Annotated in this window: 23 protein-coding genes and 1 pseudogene; 5 read left to right on the forward strand and 19 right to left on the reverse strand. The window is 61.4% G+C overall.

The annotated features are described in order from the left end of the window. Positions 1 to 281 precede the first annotated feature (281 nt). Complete coding sequence (locus K288_RS0100905; RefSeq protein ID WP_027577885.1) at positions 282 to 1637, forward strand: glycosyltransferase family 4 protein; 1356 nt, start codon at positions 282 to 284, stop codon at positions 1635 to 1637. Between the two features lie 602 nt (positions 1638 to 2239). Then, positions 2240 to 2623, forward strand: a complete 384-nt coding sequence (locus K288_RS0100910; protein ID WP_244443003.1) for a hypothetical protein — start codon at positions 2240 to 2242, stop codon at positions 2621 to 2623. A gap of 82 nt (positions 2624 to 2705) precedes the next feature. Here the strand turns inward: K288_RS0100910 and K288_RS44240 are convergent, their stop codons facing one another. The 6 genes from K288_RS44240 to K288_RS0100940 form a co-directional block, all read right to left on the reverse strand. Next, a complete protein-coding gene (locus K288_RS44240) occupies positions 2706 to 3542 on the reverse strand; it encodes an ABC transporter permease (protein WP_051334261.1) in 837 nt (278 codons plus the stop codon). After that, on the reverse strand, positions 3532 to 4284 hold the full coding sequence (locus K288_RS0100920) for a phosphate ABC transporter ATP-binding protein (RefSeq protein ID WP_201449628.1): 753 nt from the start codon (positions 4282 to 4284) through the stop codon (positions 3532 to 3534). The genes K288_RS44240 and K288_RS0100920 overlap by 11 nt, the downstream gene beginning before the upstream one ends. Before the next feature lie 58 nt (positions 4285 to 4342). Beyond that, positions 4343 to 5650 (reverse strand): cytochrome c peroxidase, encoded by a 1308-nt coding sequence (locus K288_RS0100925; protein ID WP_043159045.1) that lies wholly within the window; start codon positions 5648 to 5650, stop codon positions 4343 to 4345. 220 nt (positions 5651 to 5870) lie between these two features. After that, positions 5871 to 6797 carry a lactate dehydrogenase gene (locus tag K288_RS0100930; protein WP_027577889.1) on the reverse strand — a complete coding sequence of 309 codons (927 nt, stop codon included), beginning with the start codon at positions 6795 to 6797 and terminating at the stop codon, positions 5871 to 5873. 169 nt (positions 6798 to 6966) lie between these two features. After that, positions 6967 to 8361: an FAD/NAD(P)-binding protein gene (locus K288_RS44245; RefSeq protein WP_043159047.1), complete on the reverse strand. Its 1395-nt coding sequence runs from the start codon at positions 8359 to 8361 to the stop codon at positions 6967 to 6969. 226 nt (positions 8362 to 8587) lie between these two features. Continuing rightward, on the reverse strand, positions 8588 to 9238 hold the full coding sequence (locus K288_RS0100940) for an alternative oxidase (RefSeq protein WP_027577890.1): 651 nt from the start codon (positions 9236 to 9238) through the stop codon (positions 8588 to 8590). A 216-nt stretch (positions 9239 to 9454) separates the two neighbouring features. Here K288_RS0100940 and K288_RS0100945 point away from each other — a divergent pair, with 216 nt between their 5' ends. After that, entirely contained in the window at positions 9455 to 10153 is a 699-nt protein-coding gene (locus tag K288_RS0100945; protein WP_027577891.1) for a Crp/Fnr family transcriptional regulator, read from the forward strand. A gap of 44 nt (positions 10154 to 10197) precedes the next feature. Here the strand turns inward: K288_RS0100945 and K288_RS0100950 are convergent, their stop codons facing one another. The 4 genes and pseudogenes from K288_RS0100950 to K288_RS0100965 form a co-directional block, all read right to left on the reverse strand. Continuing rightward, a complete protein-coding gene (locus K288_RS0100950) occupies positions 10198 to 10551 on the reverse strand; it encodes a hypothetical protein (protein WP_043159049.1) in 354 nt (117 codons plus the stop codon). Positions 10552 to 10569: 18 nt separating this feature from the next. Further along, positions 10570 to 11517, reverse strand: a pseudogene (locus tag K288_RS44250) (U32 family peptidase). A gap of 56 nt (positions 11518 to 11573) precedes the next feature. Beyond that, positions 11574 to 12551, reverse strand: coding sequence for a peptidase U32 family protein (locus tag K288_RS0100960; RefSeq protein WP_027577893.1), 978 nt, complete (start codon positions 12549 to 12551; stop codon positions 11574 to 11576). A 2-nt stretch (positions 12552 to 12553) separates the two neighbouring features. Further along, positions 12554 to 13105 (reverse strand): SCP2 sterol-binding domain-containing protein, encoded by a 552-nt coding sequence (locus tag K288_RS0100965; RefSeq protein ID WP_152535339.1) that lies wholly within the window; start codon positions 13103 to 13105, stop codon positions 12554 to 12556. Between the two features lie 100 nt (positions 13106 to 13205). Here K288_RS0100965 and K288_RS0100970 point away from each other — a divergent pair, with 100 nt between their 5' ends. Beyond that, positions 13206 to 14708 carry a UbiD family decarboxylase gene (locus tag K288_RS0100970; RefSeq protein WP_027577895.1) on the forward strand — a complete coding sequence of 501 codons (1503 nt, stop codon included), beginning with the start codon at positions 13206 to 13208 and terminating at the stop codon, positions 14706 to 14708. Between the two features lie 16 nt (positions 14709 to 14724). On the opposite strand, the gene K288_RS0100975 is transcribed toward K288_RS0100970, so the two are convergent. Genes K288_RS0100975 through bioB form a run of 4 tightly spaced genes read right to left on the reverse strand, consistent with a single transcriptional unit; the run spans position 14725 to position 18851 of the window. Next, positions 14725 to 16014, reverse strand: a complete 1290-nt coding sequence (locus K288_RS0100975; protein WP_152535333.1) for an adenosylmethionine--8-amino-7-oxononanoate transaminase — start codon at positions 16012 to 16014, stop codon at positions 14725 to 14727. Next, positions 16011 to 16643, reverse strand: coding sequence for a dethiobiotin synthase (bioD, locus tag K288_RS0100980; RefSeq protein ID WP_027577897.1), 633 nt, complete (start codon positions 16641 to 16643; stop codon positions 16011 to 16013). The genes K288_RS0100975 and bioD overlap by 4 nt, the downstream gene beginning before the upstream one ends. After that, positions 16640 to 17794 carry an 8-amino-7-oxononanoate synthase gene (locus K288_RS0100985; protein ID WP_027577898.1) on the reverse strand — a complete coding sequence of 385 codons (1155 nt, stop codon included), beginning with the start codon at positions 17792 to 17794 and terminating at the stop codon, positions 16640 to 16642. Before K288_RS0100985 ends, bioD begins: the two co-directional genes overlap by 4 nt. A 46-nt stretch (positions 17795 to 17840) precedes the next feature. Then, entirely contained in the window at positions 17841 to 18851 is a 1011-nt protein-coding gene (gene bioB, locus K288_RS0100990; protein WP_043159051.1) for a biotin synthase BioB, read from the reverse strand. A gap of 121 nt (positions 18852 to 18972) precedes the next feature. Here bioB and K288_RS0100995 point away from each other — a divergent pair, with 121 nt between their 5' ends. Next, the gene (locus K288_RS0100995) at positions 18973 to 19617 is read left to right on the forward strand and encodes a GntR family transcriptional regulator (protein WP_201449629.1); all 645 of its coding nucleotides are present in this window, start codon (positions 18973 to 18975) and stop codon (positions 19615 to 19617) included. An 11-nt stretch (positions 19618 to 19628) separates the two neighbouring features. Here the strand turns inward: K288_RS0100995 and K288_RS0101000 are convergent, their stop codons facing one another. The 5 genes from K288_RS0101000 to K288_RS0101020 form a co-directional block, all read right to left on the reverse strand. Beyond that, positions 19629 to 20603: a tripartite tricarboxylate transporter substrate-binding protein gene (locus tag K288_RS0101000; protein ID WP_027577901.1), complete on the reverse strand. Its 975-nt coding sequence runs from the start codon at positions 20601 to 20603 to the stop codon at positions 19629 to 19631. 27 nt (positions 20604 to 20630) lie between these two features. Further along, complete coding sequence (locus K288_RS0101005) at positions 20631 to 21344, reverse strand: GntR family transcriptional regulator (RefSeq protein WP_027577902.1); 714 nt, start codon at positions 21342 to 21344, stop codon at positions 20631 to 20633. An 86-nt stretch (positions 21345 to 21430) separates the two neighbouring features. Further along, positions 21431 to 22201, reverse strand: coding sequence for an SDR family oxidoreductase (locus K288_RS0101010; RefSeq protein ID WP_027577903.1), 771 nt, complete (start codon positions 22199 to 22201; stop codon positions 21431 to 21433). 17 nt (positions 22202 to 22218) lie between these two features. Beyond that, the gene (locus K288_RS0101015) at positions 22219 to 23454 is read right to left on the reverse strand and encodes an ABC transporter substrate-binding protein (protein ID WP_027577904.1); all 1236 of its coding nucleotides are present in this window, start codon (positions 23452 to 23454) and stop codon (positions 22219 to 22221) included. A 36-nt stretch (positions 23455 to 23490) separates the two neighbouring features. Further along, positions 23491 to 24726: an ABC transporter substrate-binding protein gene (locus tag K288_RS0101020; protein WP_027577905.1), complete on the reverse strand. Its 1236-nt coding sequence runs from the start codon at positions 24724 to 24726 to the stop codon at positions 23491 to 23493. Positions 24727 to 24745: the final 19 nt, after the last annotated feature.

The following is a 24745-nucleotide window of genomic DNA, read 5'->3' on the forward strand; positions in this document are numbered from 1 at the left end:
GCCCAAGGCAAAACCAAAAGTTGCACGTAGTTGCGACTAATCGACGAATTTTGGGGCAGGATGATGTCACGACGGAGTGAAAGCTCTTCGACAGATGCAGAATTGCGGCATTCTAATCATAGGGAACTTCGTCAATGCTAACGCGGATGTCGAACAATCGTTCGACGACTAGCGATTGATGCCTTCGCGGTAGAACAATCTTGCTATAAACACGACGCGCAAGCTTCAGCCCGTTCTCGATTGATCGTACAGCTTGAAGCAGACAGGCGACAACATCGTCGATGAAGATTCTATTCGTTCACAACAACTTCCCGGCACAGTACCGCAATCTGTCGGCTGCGTTGGCTAATGAACCCGGATTCGAGCTCGTTGCCATTGGTGCATCGAGCGCGCAGTCGATGCCTTTTGTTAAGTTGATTAAATATATGCTTCCCGAAGCAGATGTTTCCGGAACTCATCCTTTTGCCAGACGTTTCGACCTTGAGTGTCGCCGGGCTGAGCAAGTGCTTTACAGTCTTTCGACTTTGGCGGCGTCAGGCTTCGCACCGGACATGATTCTGGCCCATCCGGGATGGGGCGAGACGCTGCCGTTGCGCACGATGTTCCCCAAGGCGCGGCTGTTCGTCTATTGCGAGTTCTTTTACGGCGCCGAAGGACGAGACATCGGATTCGATCCGGAATTTCCGGTGTCCGGATTGGATGGTCATATCGGGCTGCAGTTGAAGAATGCGACGACGTTGCTCGCGCTCGCAGATTGTGATCTCGGAATCTCGCCTACCAATTGGCAGCAGTCGACCTTTCCTTCGCATTATCAAAGCAAGATCGAAGTGATTCATGAAGGAATTGATACGTCGCGCGTGCGGCCAGATCCGCGGGCGCGCCTGATGCTGCCGAATGGTCGGGAAGTGGGGTCGTCGGATGAGGTTGTGACGTTTGTCGTACGCAACCTCGAACCGCTCAGAGGCTACCACGTCTTTATGCGTGCTCTCCCCGAAATCCTCAGGCGGCGGCCTAACGCGCAGATCGTCATCATCGGCAGGGATGGATTGTCGTATGGACTTCCTCCGCCGGCCGGCAAGACCTGGAAGTCGGTCTTCCTCGACGAGGTCCGCGATCAGTTGGATCTGTCGCGCGTTCATTTCATGGGAGGCGTCCCATATCAGACATTCATTTCCGCGCTCCAGGTATCATCGGCACATGTCTATTTGACCTACCCCTTCGTGCTGTCCTGGTCGGCGCTGGAAGCAATGAGCGCCGGTTGTTTGGTGATCGGGTCTGATACGGAGCCGGTGCGCGAAGTCATCAGTTCCGGCGAGAATGGTTTGCTGGTTCCATTTTTTGCGGTCGATGAGTTGGCCGGGCGCGTGATTGAAGCGTTGCGGGAACCCGCGAAGTTTTCCTCGATGAGGCAGGCCGCTCGCCGCTTCGTCATCGATCACTATGACGCAGAGCAGGTCTGCATACCGCGAATGCGTCGCCTTCTCGATTTGAAGGCGCCTTCGGTGCCATCACCGCGGAACTTTTGGCCGGGGCGCTCGCCGTCGGAGTTGTCGAAAGGCGCCAAGCGTGCTTCCCGGAAATCGTCCGCCGAGCCCGGATTGGGAATGTCAGGCGAAGAGGGCGCTGGCGTTTCGTAGGCCGAGCGGCGCGCGGCACCCTTTAATATCGCGGCACCCTTTATATCCAGATATACGGGGCGTCCATTTTCCGACGCGTCGAAAAATGGCGACGCCTTTATCCGTGCAGGCCGTCCGAAATCGATGAGAGCACGCGCAGGCATGCTGCACGGTTCGGCCTATCAACGGCAAATATCCATTTCGAGAAGTTCGTCCTTGCGGTGACATAAGCGTGACGATGCCAGACCTGAACGATCAATCGATCGAGAGGGACTACGCAACATCGACGTGCGCGCGGACCAACTCAGCGAAATCGGACGCGATGAGTGTGACTACTCTCGGCAACGTGATGGTATGAGAAAAATCATATAATTGACGTGGACATCGCCAGTCATATCTCCACTCAGAGCAGAACAATCATGCGGCCAGCATAGGGAGGCGCTCGCAACGTTCGTCACCGATCGTTGCGCAGCGGCTATTTTCGATCGCGACGAGGGACTCCAAGCGCGATCGGGGCTGCTCGTTAAATAATCATAGCGGAGATCAAAATTGGTGCTGGATCAATGATCCGGTGGCACGCGATTTGCGAGCTTCGCGACAAGCATACTGGAGTTGGGTATCAGATGATCACAGCACAGATTAGTCGTGGAATGAGTACGGATTGTAGGCAGCCAGCGCTTCTTATTCTTGCTGCCATGCTATCAATTTTTGCATTCGAGCCCGCCCGCGCTCACGATTCGTCGCACCCTGAGTTGAACCATTGGTACGAGAGCTTGCATAGCGGCAAGGGCCCGTGCTGTGACGGCACAGATGCGAAGCGCGTCGATGACGCCGATTGGGAAAGCAAGGATGGTCACTATCGGGTTCGCATCGATGGCGAATGGGTCGACGTTCCGAAGGAAGCTGTCGTAGATGGACCGAACCTCTCGGGTCGGACGATGGTGTGGCCCTATTATCAAGATGGTCATCCGAAACCGCGATGCTTCATGCCGGGCAGCATGAGCTGAAGCAATCGAGCAGTTCGACCAACTCGCGCAGACGAGTCCGAACCGGTTTGCGCAGGGTGTGCGATGACCGAGCCGGTCCGGCTTACGGATGGGCCTGCGTCGCCACACGTGCCGACGTTGACGCTTCCGTGGGCCGAAACGCCAACTGCGCCGCTGAAGTAAACACGCGAGACCGCATGAGAAGGGTCGCGACGAGGCTGGTAATCCCCGACGCAGCCAGGATCATCGCAACGACCACGAATTGGTAGATAGCGGCGTAGACCGGACTGGCGCCGGAGACCATCATGCCGGCCATGACTCCGGGAATCCACACCAGCCCGAGAGACTTCAGCATGTCGAGCCGAGGCAGAAGGCTCGCATAGACGGCGCTCTGAAGATAAGGCGCAACCGTAATGGCGGGCTCAGCGCCCAGCGTGAGGCCTGCCTCGATCTGGCCGACATGGGAGACGATCTCGGCGCGGAAGCGCTCGGCCGCTTGCGCGCATGCATTCATCGCATTGGCGATGATCATGCTGCCGACCGGCACGAGAATCGCGATGTCGGCACGAAGGCTCCGGGTCGCGAGCATTGCCGCGATCACGGTTCCTGCGCCGGCGACGATTGCCCAGAAGCACAGCAGCAACGCACCTTCCATTTGCTGGAGCCGGCGAGCCGCCGTGAATGCCGCGGCGACCGTCATCATCAACAGGATGAGAGTGCCGATCAGCAAGCTGCCACGCAGCAACACAGCCAGCACCATTCCAACGAGAACCATCTGCACGAGGCCACGTGCCATCGACACGGCGGCCTCGCGCTCCACGCGGATGGCGTGCCACCGGCAAAGCGCCACCACGGCAGCGCACAGCGCGATGGCACCGGCAGCTTGGGCGAGGCCCATCAACACGTCGCTGCCGACGCTGTTCTGCAACTCAGTCAGCATGCAGCACCTCCCTGGTTGGGCCGATGGCGACGAGTCGGCCAGCTTCCATGATCATGGTCCTGTCTGCGAGGCGGACGGCTTGCTCACGGTTGTGCGTGACGATCACGCAGGCCATTCGCCGTTCCCGGACGATGCCAAGCACGAGCTCCTCAACCCCGCGTACGGACGCCTCATCGAGTGCAGACGTCGGCTCGTCGAGCAACAAGACCTCGGGGGCATTTGCCAGCGTTCGAGCCAGCGCCACGCGCTGGGCTTCACCGCCGGAAAGGTTGCCAATGTCGCGGTCGGCAAATCCGGACAAGCCGACCCGCTCGAGCAGCGTCGCTATCTGCGTCGGCGCCATGACTTCCCCGCGCTGGCGCGGTCCGAAAGCGATGTTCGCGGAGATTGTGCCGGGAAACAGAAAGGCGGTCTGCATGACCATGCCGACGCGCCGCCGCAATTCCTGCGGGGCGATTGATCGGTAGTCGACGTTCTGCAGCAGAACCGTGCCGGCCGTGGGTTCATCCAGCCGGTTGAGCAGCCGCAGGAACGATGACTTCCCGGCCCCGCTCGGTCCGACGACGGCGAAGATCTCACCTGCCGACACTTGTACACTGACGTCATTGACGAGCAGCCGCTGTCCGACACTACGGGACAGATGCCGGGTTTCCAGCAACGCGATCGCTGGTTGAGGACGATTCGCGCCTCGGGCGGACGGTATCGCATCGCCGGGATCGTTCGATAGAGCAGGGTTCGTCACAGGGCCTCTTTCGACATAGTGCGCTGATCGATCCTGGTACGCTTACCTTGTGATCCGATCAAAATGGCGGCGGCTTCGGCTGCGCCGGCTTCGGGCCGAAGGCCCGCGCGGTGTCCCGCTGTGGGCGATCAACTCTGGATAACGCGAGTTGCCGCGCGTACTCCTGGTCACCGGCTTCCTTGTATGGAGAACTTGTCAGCGAAGCAAGAAACGCGACCAGGTCATCGATCTCGGCCTCTGTCATGGCCAGCGGTTGGATATCCTCGTCGAGCCATGGGTCGGCGAGGCCGTCACCCTTATTGTAGTGATCGACGACATCCCACAAGGTCTGCATCGATCCGTCGTGGAAGTAAGGTCCCGTCACCAGGATGTTGCGCAGGTCAGGCGTCTTGAATGCGGCGATGTCGCTCTGCCGTTTCGTGATCAGAAAACGCCCGAGCACCGACATCTCGCTTGCGATCGCCGCGGCGTCAACATCCGGCAGGCGCCCTTGCGCGAGCTCGCGTTCCGCCTGCTGGGCCAACGGACCGACGTGGTGCCTGAGGATTCCGATGCCGATGTTATGAAAGTCGTTATCGGTGAAGACGGTGACGTCGCGTTTGTTGTCCGCCAAGGCATGGCAGAGGTTGCAGCGTGCCTTGGTATTGAACAGTTCCCAGCCGCGTTTGGCCGAGTCGCTGATAGCGCCAGCGTTTCCGGCGATGAAATGGTCAAACGGAGAATCGAATGACGCCAGTGTCCGTTCATAGGTCGCGAGCGCGCGCAGCATATCCTGATCGTTCACGTCCCGGCCGAAGGCCTGCAAGAATTGCGCTTGATAGTCCTTGTCGCCAGCGATCCTGGAGACGGCAGCAGCGATACTGGACGAACCCATCTCGAACGGGTTGGTGATCGGCAGGGCCGCCTGCTGCTCCAGCGTGTCGACCCGGCCATCCCAGAACTGCGTCTTGTTATAAAGCGCATTCAGCACGGTTGGAGCATTGCGTTGACCGGCGCGGCCATGGATTCCTATCGACACCGGCCGCCCATCGGCGAAGGCGCGTGCCGGATCGTGACATGTGGCACAGGCGACGGTGCCGTCATCCGATAGCCGGCCGTCGAAGAACAGCTTCTCACCCAGCGCAACGGCGGCAGGCGTAAGCGGGCTGGCCGGTGGGATCGCTGATGCCGTCAGCGCCGCGGGAAAGCCGACTTGATTTGACGATCGGGGCTCAGCCAGCGGGCCCTGCTTGGGCAGTGGGGGCGCCTTGCCTGGATCCAGCGCCGGCGGTGGTCCAAAGCTGGTTTCGCCGCTGACGGTCGAAGCCGCAGTCGCCGACAGAACAGGCAACAGGAGCAACAAGGCCGCGAACGATGTGGCGCGCATCCGATGTATCTTTGCTGTTGCGCTGAGCATATATTCCAAGCAAGTGCATTCAGAAGCAACTTGGGCCTCGCGGGAAACGAGGCGCGACCTTGCGGGTGGTCTGCCGTTCGTTCGGCCTTCGCAGGGTGCGGTCCCTGAAATAGGCTTGTTGGGACCGCTTGTATTTCCGATCCGCACGTCAGGTTTGCCAGGACGAATGCACGGTCAGGAAGCGATCGTTCTACTGCTTCAAACGAGCAGACGCGTCCGCGATATGCCGCGCACTCGCGCGTAGCACTGCCTCTTCCTGCTGGCTCATCTGCGGCATGAGAACGCGCTCTACGCCGGCTGCTCCGATCACCGAGGGCAGGGAGAGGCTGACCCCAAATGCTTTTTGGGGGCTCGACAACGGAAGAACGACCTTCTCATCCCGGAGAACCGCCTCGGCAATCCGTGCGGATACGATTCCGATGCCGTATTGGCTGGCGCCGATCCCCTCAATGATCGTGATGTTGGCCTGCCGGACGTCCCGTTCGATCTGTTCTTTCATTTCCGCCGGTCGATCGAGAAGTGTCTCGACCGGACTGCCGGCAATTCGGACGGAGGACCAGAGAAAGACGCTCGAAGTGCCATGTTCTCCGAGGACGAGGGCATCTACGGCGGTTGGAGCAACGCCGAAGTGACGGGCGAGATGAGTTCTAAACCGCAGGCTGTCAAGGAACGTACCGGTGCCGAACACGCGCTCATGCCCGGCGGCGGCGCGGGCGATATCGGTGAGCGGGTCCGGTGGATCGGTCACGACAATGATCACGGCGTCCGGCGCGGCAGCGACGATGGCAGGGACGAGTTCCCTGTAAATCTTGGCATTGGCGGTGAGGAGCTTCAATCTGCCTTCCTTGTCGCTCCGGTCGGTTGCGCCTCCGGTCTTTTCGTTGACGCCGGCGGTCAGGAGAACGACCGAGCAACCTGTCAGGTCCGGGACGTCGCCGCTGCGAACGGCGGTCACGTCGCCCATTGCCGCTCCATAGGTGATATCGGTGGCGATCCCGACACTCTTTGCCGGTGTTCTGTTCACGAGCACGATTTCGTCCGCGCTGCGCCGAAGACCGAGCGCCATCGCACAGGCGGCCCCGACCGCACCAGCCCCGACAATTCCGACTTTCCGCATGCTCTATGCTCCTGCGCCGGTACCGAACACACGCCCCCGCGCTCGAATATAATGGCAGCGTGCCGAGCGATAAAGCGAGTGCACCGGTGCTCCTCGCAAGCGTCGTGCTTATTTGAAAGCGCGCACGCGTAAGGCAGACGACAGTCCGACGTGCGGGTGACGTCGCCAGCTAAGGTGGTCGCGCGCCGATATGCTCGAATGGCCGTGCCTCGTCTTTCGTGGCGAGCTGGGCGGCCAGCGCGGCGCATTGAGTGCGGATATCGGGAATCGCAATGATCTCCCAGAAAGCGGCGCGAGTGAGTGGCCCCACGGCGAACAGCCGCCGCGACGGAACGCCGTCGCGATTGACGATCGCGCAATCGGCACTGGTCTCGATGCCGATGCAGAGCGGATCGACGCGCGCCAGGCCTTGGTCGAATAGACTGCGCACGGCCGGATTGGTGGTAGCGCGTGGATCCTTGACGATGCCCGTGCAATCGACGATGGCGCCGACCTGAAGGTCGAGGATTTCGCGCTGGCCACGTCGGCGGTAGCGGACCCAGGCGCCCGCTTCATTGGGCTGAATGCCGATTATCTTGCCGGCCACGAGCGTCAAATGGCCGGCGTAGAGAGCGTGTGCAATCCGCGCTTCGACCTCGGGCGCCATCCGGTGGCGATGCACATCCCACCAGGCGCGTGCGTGTTCGAGGAAGCGGCGCTTGGAAATGGGCGGAAGTTCGCGCCAGAGCCGCTGCGTGTATGGCCTGATGCCGTCGACGACACCGCGCCAGTCGCCGCCGTCGGCGACATGTGCCTCGACACGGCCACGAAACCAGCGCAGCAATTGGCTGAGGCCGACGCCGAACGGAACCTCCGCTTCGTCGATGCGCATCGGTTCTGCGCGGCGATGAGCCTTCGCCAACAGGCCGCGTCGCGACATCGCGATGATCGGCCCGCGATGTCCATCGGTGAGAAGCGACAGGACATAATCAACCATGGTGAGGCCGGACCCAAGGATCAGCACGGCGTCGTCGGCGGCGATGCCGGCGCTGGATGGGGACACCCAGGGATCGAGATAGCCGGGGGAACTCGATCTGGTGTCGTGCCCGGTGGCGAGAACGATGATATCTCCGATATGGCATCTGCCGTCATCGAGCATCGCCACAACGTCGGTCTCCCCTTCGCTGACGCCGACGCAGGTGCCTTGTACAATCGAAAGCCGGGGAGAGGCGCCCCCATCGGACATCAACGGTCGGAGAAGGCTCGCGACATAGTCTCCATAGATGCGCCGGGGTACGAAGCAGTAGGGATCCGGGCACAGTGGCGCATCCGCGGCACGCGAGGTCAGCCAGCGCCAGAAATGATCCGGCTCGTCTGGCAGGGCACTCATATTGGCGACCCGTACGTTGAGCAGATGCTCGGGGTTGCCGCTGTGATAGGCGAGGCCACGCCCGATATCCGGGCGCTGCTCGATCAGCGTTACGTGAAAATCACGAGTCGGATGGTGCAATAGCTGATAGGCCAGCAGAACGCCGCTGGCACCGCCGCCAATGATGATCGCGTGCCGCGATGCGGATCGGCTCATGCCAACTGCCCGTCACATCAAAATAATACTAGCACGGAAATGTCTGACCGCAGAAAAAGATAATGTGATTTCTCCAACGCCGTCAGGCAGAGTGGTTTGCTTCCAGGAACCGGCGGCTACGTAGTTGGTTTTGTCGCCGAATGTAAAATCGCGAGATAGTTCGCCAGTCGCGCGGCGCTTGAACATACACAAGGGGCAGATCGGTTCGCCAAACCTTGAATGGAGCTCAGGCTTTACTGCGCGGAAATGCCAGACCTTCCGCCAGCGCGTCGGCGAAGGCATGATGCAGGTCGCGATGAATGGCCTCATCCTCGCGCATGGCGAGGATCATATCAGTGACGTCAGAATCTGGTGGCAGATTCCAGTACGCGATGGCCGATGGGGGGGCCGCATCGCTGCCTCGATCATCCGATCCGAGCCGGATGAGATATTCCGAGTATCCCCGGACCGCCTGCTCGGCAAAATATCCGGCCAGGCGATGCGCTGTCCGAGCTGATATCAAGTAGAGGATGAAAAAAGCATTGTAGAACGCCGCCTGCGCGATGGCGATCATGATGCGTTCCGAGGCGCGAGGCTGAGCCAGCGCAATAAACGACATCAGATGAACGCGCTGGTTCTCCGCCTCGTCCATGAAGGTGCGGATCCAGCCGCGATCGTCGAGCATCCGGCGCAGGCATTTGAGATGTAGCAACGTTGCAGCGACCATCGGCGGGACTGCGGCCACGGTCTCGAGCACAACGACACGGTGGCCGTATCGACTGCCAAAGAGGGCGCCAGCCATCGATGTGCCGGCACGGACGATGCCCAGCGCAATTCGGTCAGCCAGGGTGTTTGGCACATGATGTCGAAACAGATCCGTCTTGTTGACGAGCAGCATTTTCGATCCCGTGTTGGGGCACGCCTCGGCATCAGTCTCCCTGTCTATGGTTGGTGGGCAGGGGCTTTCCTGTTGTGTGACAAGCTTTGGTACCGCGCCAGACTACCCGGAATAATCGATCTGACTGTTTGCGCTGGCGCAAATTGGAGGGCATTGCCGCCCACTACTATGTGACAGCGGAGGTACCCGCCAGATGTACAGCATGAAGTCGGCGGCATGGACTACTATCCGGATTTCGATTTCTTCGCCCGGACTGAACTGTTACAGGGGGCTCCTCCGGACGCGCTTCGATTCCTTCAAGCTTCGGCGGGACGAAGGCGTCTTGCTGCCGGCGATATCCTGTTTCAACAGGGTGACCGCACGACGTCCCTTTTTGTCGTGATCGCGGGCCGGTTGCGGGCGTCACAAATGGCCCAGGACGGCCAGCAGATTATCATCCGTTACATTGGTCCGGGAGAGCTCGCAGGCTACGCGGCACTTGTGGGCAGTGATGGCCATCCCGGCACGGTGACTGCGGTGGACGATAGTCATCTGATCGGCTGGACGAGTGCGATCATCAGACAGATCATGGAGCGCTATCCCGTCGTTGCCATCAATGCCGTCGCGCTGTTGGGCCGGCGGTATCACGAGATGCAGATCCGTGTGCGTGAACTCTCGACGGAACGGGTCGAGCGTCGGATTGGCCATACCCTTCTTCGCCTGGCGCATCAGTCGGGACGCCGCACGGCACGCGGCATCGAGATCGCGTTTCCGCTGTCGCGCCGTGATCTTGCGGAAATGGTCGGGACCACTCTGCATACGGTCAGCAGAACCCTTAGCGCCTGGGAGGAGCGGGGCATCGTCAGCTGCGGGCGGTGCCGCGTGGTCCTGTGCAAGCCGCATGCCCTCGTGGCCATCGCGGACGAAGAAGAATAGCAGTCTGAAACTAACGTTCACGCTGCGCTGCGGCGCGTGACTGCCTACTCAGTTGCGATTTGTCGCAATGCCAAGACACCGGCGAAGGCGCAATCGACGATCTCGGAAAATACGAGCTCCATCTCCCTGAACACGGTCCGGTCGGATTCGCTCTCGGTAAGCCCGTCAAGCTCGGAAAGAAGCGATAGAAACGCTGCGATCTGGTTTCTGCAGTCGCGTGCCTGGACAAGCTGCCGTCGGGAAAAGCGGCGCTTTTCAAGCGTCGCAAATCGCTCGAGGGCCCCAGCCAGAGAATCCTGGCACTTGCAGTCCAGATTAACCTGCGTGAGAACATGCCGCAGCCGGTTGACGACATCTATGGTTCCGTCCTGCGGTAGGCGCCGTGCTGCAATCGCCATATGAGGCCCCAAAGGTTGCTAGAGCATGTGCGGTCTGATCGGTTCGCGGAATTTGTGTTGCCGGTCGGGGCGGTCATCGGGTGCAACGGAGAGAAAGCCGGCCGCTCCGTGGAGAAACCCGTTGGAAAATGGCACGTCCGGATAGAGCTGCGCGAGACGTCGCGTTCCGCTTTCCGCATCCTCCCGGCCATCAAGGACCGCGCGGAAGACGCTGACGACGCCGACCATGTCGCAATCCTGCGGCGACAGGCGAAATGATCCGACGCCGGCCTGCCTCAACGCATCGGCGTCGCCCAGCAGGTTGACGCAGGTGGACGAGAGGGTCTAGACGCCGTTGACTGCCAGGAAGTCGGCGCCATCCAGCGTCTTCAGCATCAGTCCATCCGGGTCCCGATCGCAGACGAACTGGCAATTGTCTTTTGTCAGCTTGTGAAGGCGCGCGTGATAGCAGCGGGCAGAGATCGCCAAAGGCACCCGGCCGAAGGCGAAGATATCGATAAGGACGCTGGGAAGCGCGGCGGCGATCACCGCGATCGACGACATCGGCAGCTCCGGCGGGAGGCAGATTCGTGTCGCGCCACGCTGGGCGTGGAACGCGGCACTGGCCTCGTTGTAGATGTTGATGAACGGGCCGATCGCATGCGGTCGGCCGACAAGTGGCTTGAGACAGGTCAGATCGTTCACCTCGACCAGGAACTCTGCCGTATTGACGAGCTCAGCCATCTGGCGCCGTTCGCGCGGCAGCGAGGTCAGGATCAGGGAGCCGAGCATAACCTGCTTTCCGGCGGCGCGGAGCCGCTCAACGACCGCAGGCAGATGTGGAGCGATGAATGGCGACCGCTTCGAGCAGACGATCTCTCCGATCACGACGGTGTCGATCGGCGCCTCATCCGCAATGCGAAAATAGAAGTCGCGCCAGCGTTCCGGCGCCCAATTATAAAGAACTGGGCCGAGGCTGAGCTGCATGAAACCATTCCTCCGGTTGGTTTTCCTTAGTCATTCAACGAAGACGCCTGGGACGTTCACCTCCAGGTCTTGCGATAGGCACCCACAGTTGTGGCCTGACCCTCGGTGAATGGCATAAGTTGCCCGGCATCGATCGGCAGGCCGGAGTCCAGCGCCTTAAGGGCCTGACGGAAGTGCCGCACGACGCCCTCGACATAGGCGCGGCCGCGCTGGCGCCCTTCGATCTTGAGCGCGGTAACGCCGGCGTCGCGCAGACCGGCAAGCAAGGTTGCCGCGTCAAGGCTCACGGGATCCTCGAAAATGTAGCCGGTGCCGTGTTTGGTCGTGAAGCGCCCCTTGCAAAGCGTCGGATAGCCGGCGGCTTCACCGATCTCGAAGCTGTTGATCGTGAATCCGCCGAGGCGCGATTTTGTCCTGCCGTTCTCCTCGTTGTAAGCGACATGGCTTGCTGGTGAACATACGCCCTGCATGTTCGGTGACTGTCCGGTGGCATAGGATGACAGCGAGCAGCGGCCTTCGGCCATCACGCAAAGGCCGCCGAAGACGAACACTTCGGTCTCGCAGCTGACCTCGCGGACGATGCCGGCTATTTCCGCAACGCTCAGGACACGCGGCAAGACGACGCGGCGGGCGCCGAATGTCTCGGCGTAAAAGCCGATGGCATCCGCGTTGGCGGCGGCCGCCTGCACCGAGACGTGCAGGCGTTGGGCAGGATGGCAGCGCGCTGCATATTCCAGCAGGCCGACATCGGCCAGGATCAACGCGTCGGCCTTTGCCGCGACTGCATCGTCCACGGCGCGATGCCAGAGACTGACGGCTCCCGCGCGGGGGAACGTGTTGATGGCGACCAGAATCTTCACGCCGCGGCGATGTGCAAGGGCGATCGCATCGGAGAGCTCGTCGCGGCTGAAATTCAGCCCCGGAAAGTTTCGTGCATTGGTCTCGTCGTTGAAGCCGCAATAGATCGCATCGGCGCCGGCATCGATCGCGGTCTTCAATGCGGCTGGTGTGCCTGCCGGACAGATCAGCTCCATCGTCAAATCCCTTTGTGCGATGGATTTGATGAGCTGACCACCGTTCGAGCGACCTGCAACGCACGCTTCAATGGCTCGGCCAGCGGCCCGAACATGCCGGCGATCTCCGCCATGGGATCGACCTGCGCGTCATCGATCGCGTTGCGAAGCGCGAGCACCGCCTCGACATCACCTTCCACCACAAGGTCGCGCGAAAACAGCAATGCATCGCCGTCAAGGCGGCCTTCGACCAGCCCAAACAATCCAGCCAACGGACTGGAGATCCGAGCGTCAAGATCATTTGGCAGATTGCGCACCACCGACAGGCGCGGGCGGGGAGGGGCGGGCGCGAGCAGAAAGGCAAAGGGCAGATCGGTCGGTTTGATGCCGAATCGTTTTCCGGCGTGCACGCCGAGCCTGTCGAATATCCTTGGATGTTCTCTGCAAACGCGTAGCAGCACGATCGACAGTACGGCCTCGAGTGGCAGCAGCGGCAACGGGCGCACAGCAAGCGCCAGCAATGGAGGCACCGACAAAGGTGACGATGCAGGCGGGGTCACTTCCGAAAAATTCATCTTGCCAGAATAGAGCGATGATCGCGTGCGTTGTTTGTGCGGGAACAAAGAAGACCTGGAATTTTGCGGCATAAGAGTTTCTGTCTTAAGGAGAAGCTTCTTGTTGCGTCGCGACGTGCCGCATTTTCAGGAATTGCACGACTTCCTGGAGTTTCTCGAGAACAAGGGGCAATTGCGACGCGTTCGCGAGAAGGTGTCGGTGGTGCACGACATCACGGAAATCCATCGTCGCGTTCTTCGCGAGGAGGGACCAGCCCTTCTGTTCGAACATCCGGTCAGGGCGGATGGGGCCCCTTCGGATATGCCGCTGCTGACCAACCTTTTCGGTACGATCGAGCGTGTGGCCTGGGGATTTGGCTTGCGGCCCGAGCGGCTGAGAGAGCTTGGCGAACTGATGGCCGAGCTGCGCGCGCCCCGGCCACCGCAAAGCCTGGTCGACGCCTGGCGCAAGCTTCCCCTCGCACGGGCCGCGCTGGCGACCCGGCCGCGCACAATTTCAGCGGCGCCGGTGCAGGAATGTATCGCAACCGGTGACGCCATAGACCTCGGCATCTTGCCGGCGCAGGTCTGCTGGCCCGGAGAGCCGGCGCCCCTCATCACGTGGCCGCTGGTCCTGACTGCGCCCCCCGAGCCTGCCGCTTTGGGCCAGGACAATATGGGGGTCTACCGGATGCAGGTGCTGAGCCGCGACAGCGCCATCATGCGGTGGCTGCCGCATCGCGGCGGTGCCCGTCATCACGATCAGTGGAGAAAGCTTGGCCGGGACATGCCGGTCGCCGTTGTCATCGGCGCCGATCCTGCGACGATCCTGGCCGCGGTCTTACCTGCGCCGGAAGCGATTTCCGAACTGCGGCTGGCTGGCATGCTGCGCGGGCAGCGTCTGGATCTGGTTCGCTGCGTGACCGTGCCGCTTTCCGTGCCGGCCACCGCCGAAATCGTCATCGAGGGTTTCGTGTCCGCGACGGAAACGGCGCCTGAGGGTCCTTATGGCGACCACACCGGCTATTATAATTCCGTCGAGGAATTTCCGGTGTTGCGCGTAACGGCGCTCACCCGGCGGCGCAACCCGATCTATCTCTCGACCTTCACCGGACGTCCGCCGGATGAGCCGTCCCGTATCGGCGAGGCGCTCAATCATCTGTTCCTGCCGCTGGTGCAGCAGCAGTTTCCGGAAGTCATCGACCTCTGGCTGCCGCCGGAGGCGTGTTCTTACCGGATCGCGGTTGCGGCAATTTCCAAGCGCTATCCCGGGCAGGCGCGCCGCCTGATGCTCGGGCTGTGGTCGATGCTGCCCCAGCTAACCTATACCAAATTTCTCATCGTCGTCGACGGCGACATCGATATCCGCGACTGGCGTTCCGTAATGTGGGCGGTTGCAACGCGAAGCGACAGTTCGCGCGATCTCGTCACGCTTGCCGATACCCCGATCAATTACCTCGACTTCGCTTCGCCAAAACCGGGTCTTGGCGGCAAACTCGGCATCGACGCGACGACAAAGATGCCGCCCGAAACGGAGCGGGCATGGGGCGAAGCGCTGGCCATGGATCCAGCCGTGGTGGCACGCGTCGACGCCATGTGGCCGGACCTTGGTCGGGGTGGATAAACCTTTGCCGATCTTCTCAGGAGATCTGACCTGGCTTCTCAGGGACTAGCGCATCGGCAGCATCGCTGATGCCCGCGTAGATATCATTGAGGTCCGTCGCCGTAACGCAATAAGGCGGCATAACGTAGATCGTGTTGCCGAGTGGCCGCAGCAGGAGATTTCGGTCGCGGAAAAAGGCCTGGAGCTTCGGACCAATGTCTGCGAGGTAGCCGCCGTCGAGTACTACCAAATCAAGTGCTGTGATGGTGCCGATTCGGCGAACGTTCTTGAAGCGTGCGTCCGCGCGAAATCGTTCAATTCCGTTTTCCTGCATTGACGCCACGGAGGCGATGCGCTCTCGAACTTCCGGATCTTGCCAAAGATCGAGGTTCGCTTTCGCGGCGGCGCACGCGATCGGGTTGGCCGTATATGAGCTCGAATGAAAGAACGTGCGCGCGCGATCCTTCGAATAGTGTGCGTCGAAGATATCGGCGCGGCAGAGTGTCACCGCGAGCGGAAGCGATCCGCCGGTGAGACCTTTGGAATAGCAGGCGATGTCAGGCGACACACCTGCCTGCTCACACGCGAACAATGTTCCCGTCCGGCCCCAGCCAGTCATGACCTCATCGGCAATGAACAGGACATTCGATGCCTCGCAGATCCGCCTCATCTCTCTCAGCACCCACGCGGGATACATCAGCATCCCGCCCGCGCCCAGGATCAGCGGCTCCACGATAAAGGCTGCCGGGTTTTCATGGCGGCACGCAGCTTCCAGCGCATCAAGCGTCACCTGTTCATGACCGCACTCCGGAAACGGCACGGAGGTGACATCGAACAGCAATGGTTCGTATGCCGCGTTGAACACACCTCGTGCGCCGACCGACATCGTACCCACCGTGTCCCCGTGGTAGGAGTGCTGCATCACGACAATGCGCGAGCGCGGCTCGCCGAGGTTCTGCCAGTAGCCGAGCGCCATTTTCAGTGCGACCTCCACACTGGTCGAGCCGCTGTCGGAAAAGAAGACGTGATCGAGGCCGCGGGGGGCCAGTTTCAGAAGCTGCGCGGCTACCTCTTCGGCCGGTTCGTGGGTATGGCCGGCGAAGATAATCTGGTTGAGCTGCTCTGCCTGTTTCTGAATGGCGCTTACGATTTGCGGATGGCAATGGCCGTGGGTCACGACCCACCAGGATGCGATGGCATCGATGATACGACGGTCATCTGCGGTATAAAGATAGGCGCCTTCCCCGCGCACAATCTTTGTCATCGCGCCTTGCAGCGCGTGTTGCGTGAATGGATGCCAGATTCGCGATTGCTTCTCGTACATCACGATTTGAAATCACCGCGGTTGAATGAGCTTTCGAAGGCAGCCCGCAACGCCTCTCGGCTGAGAGGAGAAAGCCAGGGCAATCGTCCAAGCTTCCGTGTCCGTCCGATCCTGCAAATCGTGGTTTCGGTATCGACGTTCTCGTCGCCAATGAACGCGATCCCGAGAATATCAATCCCGCGATTTCGCAGTGCTTCGATCGAGAGCAGCGAATGATTGATGGTGCCGAGCGTGGTGCGCGCGCAGAGCAGGACCGGAAGCTGCCAGCGCGCGAAGATATCAATGTACAGTGTGCTGCTGGTAAGCGGCACCATCAGGCCGCCCGCACCCTCGATCACAAGCGGACACTTGCCGGTATCGGGCACGTGGAGCAACTCTGTGTCGATGCCAACTCCGTCGATCTCGGCGGCAAGATGGGGCGAAGCGGGTGTCTTAAGACGGTAACGCTCTGGCGGGATGCGATCGCAGGAGAGGCCGCCCAGCCGCGCGACGAGCTGGGAGTCAGTCTCCTCGTCGAGACCCGCTTGAACGGGTTTCCAATATTTGGCGCCAAGAAAGCCGGCCAGTCCTGCGGCGAAAACTGTCTTACCGATCCCGGTGTCCGTGCCAGTCACCACGATCCGCTCGCTCATAGAGACTTGCCCCTTGTCTCCTCGAACAAGGCGTCGAGCATTGCCTGCACATCATCCTCACCGACGTTGAGAGTTATGGAGATCCGCAACCGTGCTGTGCCTGCCGGGACGGTTGGAGGCCGGACTCCACGGATATCGAAGCCCCGGGCCTGCAACGCCGCCGCCAAAGCCATCGCACGCGCGTTGTCGCCAACGATGTACGGCACGATCTGCGAACGCGACGGACTTTGTCCGCCGCGGAGGGCGAGTTCTCGATGCGTGAACGCGACGAGGCTGGCCAGACGTTGCTGCCGCTCGGGTTCCTGCTGCAGGATTGATAGCGCTTCCTGCACGGCAACAGCCATCAGGGGTGATGGAGCGGTAGCGAAAATAAACGGACGGCAGCGATTGACCATGAAGTCGCGCAGCACGCAGGTCAAAGTGACGATTGCACCCGCTGCGCCCAGTGCTTTGCCGCAGGTATGAATGACAATCAGGTTCTCGCGTCCCTCATAGAGGGCGGTCAGTCCTCGACCCTGCTCACCATAGACGCCTGTGGCATGAGCCTCATCCACGACCAGGAAAGCATCGTGGCGGTCTGCGATTGCGAACAGTTCCCCAAGCGGCGCGAAATCGCCATCCATGCTGTAGATGCTTTCGACCACGATCCAAACGCGGCCTGTTCCGCCTCTTGCCCGCCAGTCGCGAATCCTGTCTTCAACCGACTGCGGGTCATTATGGGCGCTTTCGCAAAATTCGGCCCGGCCAGCGCGTGCTCCTTCATGAATACTCGCGTGAACGAGAGAATCGAGGACGAGCAGGTCGCCTCGTTGCGGCAATGTTGTCAGAAGCGCAAAGTTTGCCATATATCCGCCGCCGAAAAATAGCGCCGTCTCGGCTCCGAAAAACCGGGCGGCCTCTGCCTCGAGCCTTTCATGCTCGTCGCAGTTTCCGCGCAGCAGCCGCGACCCGCCGCTTCCGATCGGTGTGCCGGCCTCGAGTGCGGCCACGACGGCGTTCCTCATGCGCAGCGTGCTCGCCAGGGCCAGATAATCGTTCGACACGAAATCGATGCCTGCGCGCGGCTTGAGGCCGCGCAGCCGGTCATCGCCTTTCAAGGCCTGCAAGGCGGTGTGATAGCTGACGGTCTTGTCCGGATGGATTGCGTTCATTGCCTTGTCTCCGGACAAGCAATCAGTTGAGCAAGATGACGGGGGACTAAGCGACGTGGCTCTGGCCAAGCTGGGATCTCATGCCGAGCCGTTGCAGCAAACTCGCATCACGATCGCGCTGCGGGTTCTTTGTGGTGAGGAGGACGTCGCCGATGAAGATCGAATTCGCGCCGGCGAGGAAACAGAGTGCCTGCAGTTCGTCGGTCATGTATTGCCGTCCAGCGGAGAGCCGCACCACGCTCTTCGGCATCAGGATGCGCGCGACCGCGATCAGCCGCACCAGCGCGATCGGATCGGGCCGCTCCGCGCTGTCGTTGACCGGCACGCCCTTGACCTCGTTCCAGAGGTTGATCGGCACGCTCTCCGGATGAGCGGGCAGATTGGCGAGCAGAACCAGCATGCCCAGCCGGTCATCGACGCGTTCACCCATGCCGACGATGCCGCCGCAACAGACCTTGATGCCGGCGTCGCGCACATGTGCCAGCGTATCGATGCGATCCTCCAGTGTGCGGGTGGTGATGATCTTGTCGTAGAACTCGGGCGACGTGTCGACATTGTGATTGTAGAAGTCGAGCCCGGCTTCAGCGAGCCGCGCGGCCTGACCGGGCGTCAGCATGCCGAGCGTGACGCAGGTCTCCATGCCGAGGCCTTTCACCGCGCTGACCATATCGCAGACCTTCTCGAGGTCGCGGTCTTTCGGATTGCGCCAGGCGGCGGCCATGCAGAAGCGGGTGGCGCCGGCGTCCTTGGCGCGCTCGGCGGTCGCGATCACATCCGCTTTGTCCATCAGGCGGGTGGCCTTCAGGCCGGTGTCGTAATGTGCGCTTTGTGCGCAGTAGCCGCAGTCTTCCGGGCAGCCGCCTGTCTTGATGCTGAGCAGGCTCGCCGTTTCGACATGGTTCGGATCGAAATGCTCGCGATGAATGCTCTGGGCCCGAAAGATCAGGTCGGGAAACGGAAGGGCATAGAGCGCTTCGGCCTCTGCGCGGTCCCAGTCGGTGCGGACCGCTTCGACGTCGCGGTTGTTGCTCTCTTTCGCTGCCACGGCATGAACCATAAGACTTGCCCTCGTTTGGATCTTATCATAGATAATTGGATGAATTATCTATGATCTTGATCTTAGACGAAGGCTAGCCGAGGCCATGCGCGAATGCACTTGTTTTTATGATAGATAATCTATGATGGCCGACGAGAATACCGAGAATACGACGACGGCAGGGCGCATTGCCGAGTCAATCGGCGCCCGCATCATCAGCGGCGCATTGCAGCCGGATGCGCCGCTCCGTCAGGACCACATTGCGCGGGAATTCAGTTCAAGCCACGTCCCGGTCCGTGAGGCGTTTCGGCAACTGGAAGCTCAACATCTTGTCGTCGCTGTGCCCCGTCGCGGCGTGCGCGTTGCGCCACTCGATACCAATTCGGTGAAGGAAATTGCCGAGATGCGTGCGGCGCTCGAAGTCGTCGCCTTGCGGAACGCCGCGCCGAAATTGACGTCAGCTCATTTGGCGCGGATCGAACTGGCGCTGATTGAGACAGACAACGCCGAGACGATCCAGGACTTCGAGGCGGCCAACCGTGCCTTTCACCACGCACTCGTGGCGCCATGTGCGATGCCGCGACTGCTCGCCAGCCTCGACGGCTTGCAGCTTGCAAATTCTCGCTTGGTGTTCGCAATGGCGCGCCATGCCGGCTGGCGACCGCGGCCCAGTCAGGATCACCGCTTGATCCTGCAAGCGCTGCGAGCGCGCAATTTCGATCAGGCCTGTGGTCTGCTCGCCCGTCACATCCAAACCATAGAGCGCCTCGCAATTCCCGCCGCGTGAGCGGAAGTGTCCTATTGCGGCTCGATTCCCGCGGCCTTGATGATCCGCGCCCATTTGTCGATTTCGGCCTTCAGGAAAGCTTCGAGCGCTTCGGGAGTTGCGCGTTCGGTCTCGACCGGGGTCATGCTGAGCTCGGCAAAGCGGCTGACGAGTGGCGGGTCCTTGAGGGCCGTCTGCAGAGCGCCGACCAGCATATCGACCACCGGCTTTGGCGTGCCGCGGGGCGCATAGAGGGCATACCAGGTGGTCACATCGAACCCGGGAACTCCGGCTTCCGCCGAAGTCGGAACGTCCGGCAGCGTCGCGACGCGCTTCTTGCTGGTGATCGCATAGCCCTTGATGGTGCCGGACTGGATATAGGGCGTAGGGCCTGTCGCCGGATCACAATAAACATCGATATGGCCCGCGATGACGTCGTTGAGCGCTGGTCCGCCGCCCTTGTAATAGACCGATGTGAGCCTGGTGTCGGTCGTGCTCATGAACATCAGGCCGCAAAGCTGCGAGGCGGAGCCGAGGCCAACATTGCCGAATGTAATCTTGTCGCCGTCGCTGCGGATGCGCCCGACCAATTCCTTCAGATCCTTGGCGGGAAAGTTCGGCCGTGCGACCAGGATCATCGGCACGTCGGTGACGAGGCCGATCATGGCGAAGTCGCCGACCGGATCAAACGGCAGTTTGGCGTAGAGCGATGGGGCGGTTGCTTGACCGACATGCATCAGCAGCAGCGTGTAGCCGTCAGGCGCGGCCTTGGCGACGCGGTTGGTGCCGAGCGTGCCACCGGCGCCGACCACATTCTCGATCACGATCGACTGCTTCAGCGTCGCGCTCATCGCGCTGCCGAGAATTCGCGCAATCACGTCACCGGGACCTCCGGCAGAGAAGGGTACAATCATGGTGATCGGGCGGGAGGGATAGTCCTGTGCGAATGCCGTCGCGCATGGCGACAGCAGCGGAAGCAGGATCAGCGATCGTACCAAAAACATCATCGCGCATTCTCTCCCTTTGCGCTTCGCCTATGGGTCGGGAAGCGTCATGTCCTTGGCCGATGTCTGCTCGATCATGTCGAGCGCGGCGACGGCCGCCGCCTTGACGTGATCGACGCAGCAGCGTTCGGCGAGGTCCTCGTCGCCGCTCTGGATCGCGCGCCAGATCGCCGTGACCTCGCGCAAGCTTTTGTTGATTCGTTTCGGCTGCGACATCGAGGTGATCCGCAGCAGCGTGATCCGGTCATGCAACGGCCTGAGCATGCGTTCGATAAAAGCGTTGCGGCAGCCGCCGATCAACGCGCCGTAGAAGTCGGTCTTGGCCTCGAGACACCCTGTGAGGTCCTGTTTCGCGGCCGCGGTCTTCAGGCGGGTCAAGGCATCGCCGATCCGACGCACCACTTCGGGATCGTGCAGTCGGGCGCATTCGCGGCCTGCAAATCCCTCCAGCACCGCACGGGCGGCATAGAGCTGCCGCGCCTCCTCGAGGCTGATCCTGCTGACCACCGGGCCGCGGTGGGGGACCGTGTTGACCAGCCCGTCTGCCTCTAGAGCCCGCAGCGCCTCCCGGATCGAGGGGCGGCTGACGCCCATCATCTCGCAGAGTTCGCGCTCGACCAGCCGCTGGCCGGGTTTGAGCGTGCCGGACATGATCGCCTCGCGCAGCTTTTGCGCGACCATCTTCCTGACGGTCGGGACGTCTTCGATGCGAAGCGTGGACTGCAGTTCGGCGCGTCGGTCCATTTGCGAGATGCCTTCGTTCTATCGCGGGTTCACCAGCGATTTACCGGCAGAATCAGCATTTGTCGCTCTCTCGAAATCGGCTTTGTTCATGCGATCGACCAACCTCCATCGATCGGCAGGTTGGTCCCGGTGATGTCCTGCGCAGCGGCGCTGCAGAGGAACACCACCAGGGCGCCAACGGCTTCCATCCCGATGAACCGGCCGGAGGGCTGGCGCTCCGAGAGATATTTTTCTGTCGCGCGGTCTACCGTCTCGCCAACATTCGCCGCAATGGAGGCGATCTTGTTCTGGATGGCGGGGGTCGGCAGCGTCCCCGGGGAGACCGCGTTGCAGGTGATTCCGCTGCGCACGGTCTCGAGCGCGACGGCGCGGGTGATGCCGAGGATTGCCGTCTTTGTGGTGACGTAGTCGATGCGGTCTTCGACAGCACGGGTCGAATAGATGGAGGCCATGTTGATGATGCGGCCCCAGCCGCGTTGCTTCATGGTGGGCAGCGCGAGGCGGATCAAATGGAAGGGCGCGGACACGTTGACCGCGAGCGCGCGCTCCCATTGATCTGGCGGAAAGTGCTCGACATCAGAGAAGTGCCGGACCACTGCATTGTTGACGAGGATATCGATCGCGCCGCAGCGGCGAAGCAGGTCAGCGAGCATGGCCTCGATGGCGGTGCGCTGTGACAGGTCGGCTCCGAAAGCGATGACGTCGACGCCGAATCGCGCGCGCAACCGATCCGCGGATTCGTTTGGTGCGACGAGATCATGCAGGACGATATTGGCTCCCGCACCGGCAAGGCTTTCCGCCAGCGCCAATCCCAGGCCGGCGGTCGCTCCGGTCACGAGTGCCCATTTGTCCTTCATCGTGTCGCGATTCCTTATTAGCTCTTCGGCCAGAACGGCTGCGCCAGCGCGAGCTCCGGCGGGAACACCGTCACTGGCACACCGGACTGCCACTGCACGATGGTCATGCCAGCGCCGACGCGGCGGCCCTTCTCGTCGAACTTGATCTCGCCCAGTGGATAGTATTTCGAGGCACCGGCATCCATGCTGCGCAGGGCTTCAGCGACGGCGACGCGATCGGCCTTGCCGGCTTTCTCCAGCGCATCCTTGATGACCCACATGTCGCCATAGGTGGAGATCGCGTTCTGCGTCATCCACGGTTCCTTGTAGCGGCTCTTCAGCTCAGCGATCAGCGCCTCGTGTCCCTTGGCTCCCCAGCTTGCGACGCAGGTCAGGACACCCTGAAGGAGCTCGGGACTGACGGTCTGCAGCATGTCCGGTTCGGCTATGGCAATGCCGAACGAGATGGTCGGCACCTTGCCCTGGCCGAGGCCAAACTCGTTCATCTTTTCCAGCAGCAGTTTCGCGTCCGAAATCACGGTCGGCAGGAAGAAGAGAAGATCGGGTTTTGCCGAGCGTATCTTCTGCACCAGCGACGTCGCATCCGCGAGCGGCGGCGTGAACGTCTCGTCGACGATGAGCTGCAACTGGTTTTCCGCCAAGAGGCCTTCGCGCATCGATTTCGCCGACGCGATGGAAGCCGCAGTATTGTCAGTGAGGATCGCAACCGTCTTCGGCCGCTTGCCGGAAGCCGTCTCCGCCAGCCTGATGATCTGCGGCAGCGCCTGACGAGCCTGCGAGCCCGCGGTTGCCGAGGTCTGGAACACATATTTGAAGCCGCGATCAGTGATCAGGTCCGAGTAGGAGAGCGTGAGGACGGGCAGGTTGGCGCGCTCGGTCACTTCGGTGACCGCGAGCGTGAACGAGGAGAGATAGGCGCCGCTCGCGGCAACCAAATCGGACTCCTGCGCCACCATGCGCTGGGCGGCATTCTTGGCCTTTTCCGTGGTATCGCCGGAATCCAGCACCACGAGTTTCAGCTTGGCGCCGCCGAGCGCCTTGATGCCGCCTTGGGCATTGATGTGATCGACAGCCATTTCGGCGCCTTCTCGCATCACTGTCCCGGGCCGCGCATAGAGCCCGGAGATCGGCACCAGAAGGCCTACCTTCACCTCGGAGGGCTGCTGCGCCCGGGCGCGGGATGCGATCAGCATGCCGGAGGCGCCCGCAAGCAGCGTTCGCCGCGTCATTGTGGTTCGGTTCTTCGCTATCATGACGATTCTCCTCCGCGAATGGCCACGAGGCTGCCGTCAGGATTTCTTCGGCCAGAACGGCTGCGCCTGCGCGAGTTCGGGCGGATAGACAGTGACCGGCACGCCCGATTGCCACTGCACGATGACGACGCCTGCGCCGACTCGCCGGCCCTTCTCATCGAATTTGAGCTGGCCGCCCGGATAGTATTTCGACGGGCCGGCATCCATGGTGCGGAAAGCCTGCGCGACGGCCTGGCGATCAGCCTTGCCGGCCTTCTCCAGTGCTTCCTTCATCAGCCACATGTCGCCATATGTCGAGATGACGTTCTGCGTCATCCAGGGCTCCTTGTATTTGGCCTTGAGCTCCGCGATCAGATCCTCATGACCCTTCGACCCCCAATTAGCGACAATCGTCATGATCCCTTGCACGACGTCGGGGCTGACGCTTTGCAGCATGTCCGGCTCTGCGATGGTGATGCTGAAGGAGACGGTCGGAATCTTGCCCTGGCCGAGGCCGAATTCGCTGATCTTTTCGAGCCCGAGCTTCGCGTCCGAGACAGCGTTGGGCATGAACAGCAGGAGGTCGGGTTTCGCAGAACGGACCTTCTGGATCAGGGGAGTGGCATCGGACAAGGGAGGCGTCCAGACCTCCTCGACGACGAGTTGCAGTCCTTCCTGCGCGAGCAGCTTTTCCTTGAGGGCCTTGGCGGTCGCGACCGAGGTCGCAGTGTTGTCCATCAACATCGCTACGGTTTTCGGCCGCTTGCCGGACGCAGCTTCGGCAAGTTTCATCAGCGTAGGCAATCCGAGTTCGGATTGACGGCTCGCCGTTGCGGCGGTCTGGAAGATATATTTGAAGCCGCGGTCGGTCAGCAGATCCGAATAGGATAACGTCAGCACCGGTAATTCGGCGCGCTCGGTGACCTCAGTGACCGCCAGAGTGAAGGAGGAGAGATAGGCGCCGGTGGCGGCGACGAGGTCGGGCTCCTGCGCCACCATGCGCTGCGCTGCGTTCTTGGCCTTCTCGGTGGTGTCGCCGCAGTCGATCACGACCAGCTTCAGCTTTGCGCCGCCGAGCGCCTTGACGCCGCCCTGCGCATTGATGTGCTCGATGCCCATCTCGGCGCCCATCTTCATCACCTGACCGGGCCGGGTATAGATGCCGGACAGCGGTACGATCAGGCCGACCTTGACCTCAGCCGGTTGTTGCGCGCGCGCGACGCGCGTAACGCCGATGGCGGCGGCAGCCGACAGCACGGTACGGCGGGTCAATCCCTTGGTCGTCTTGTTCATCTTGTTTTCTCCCTCCCCA

The organism is Bradyrhizobium sp. Ai1a-2, from assembly GCF_000426245.1.
Lineage (GTDB): Bacteria > Pseudomonadota > Alphaproteobacteria > Rhizobiales > Xanthobacteraceae > Bradyrhizobium.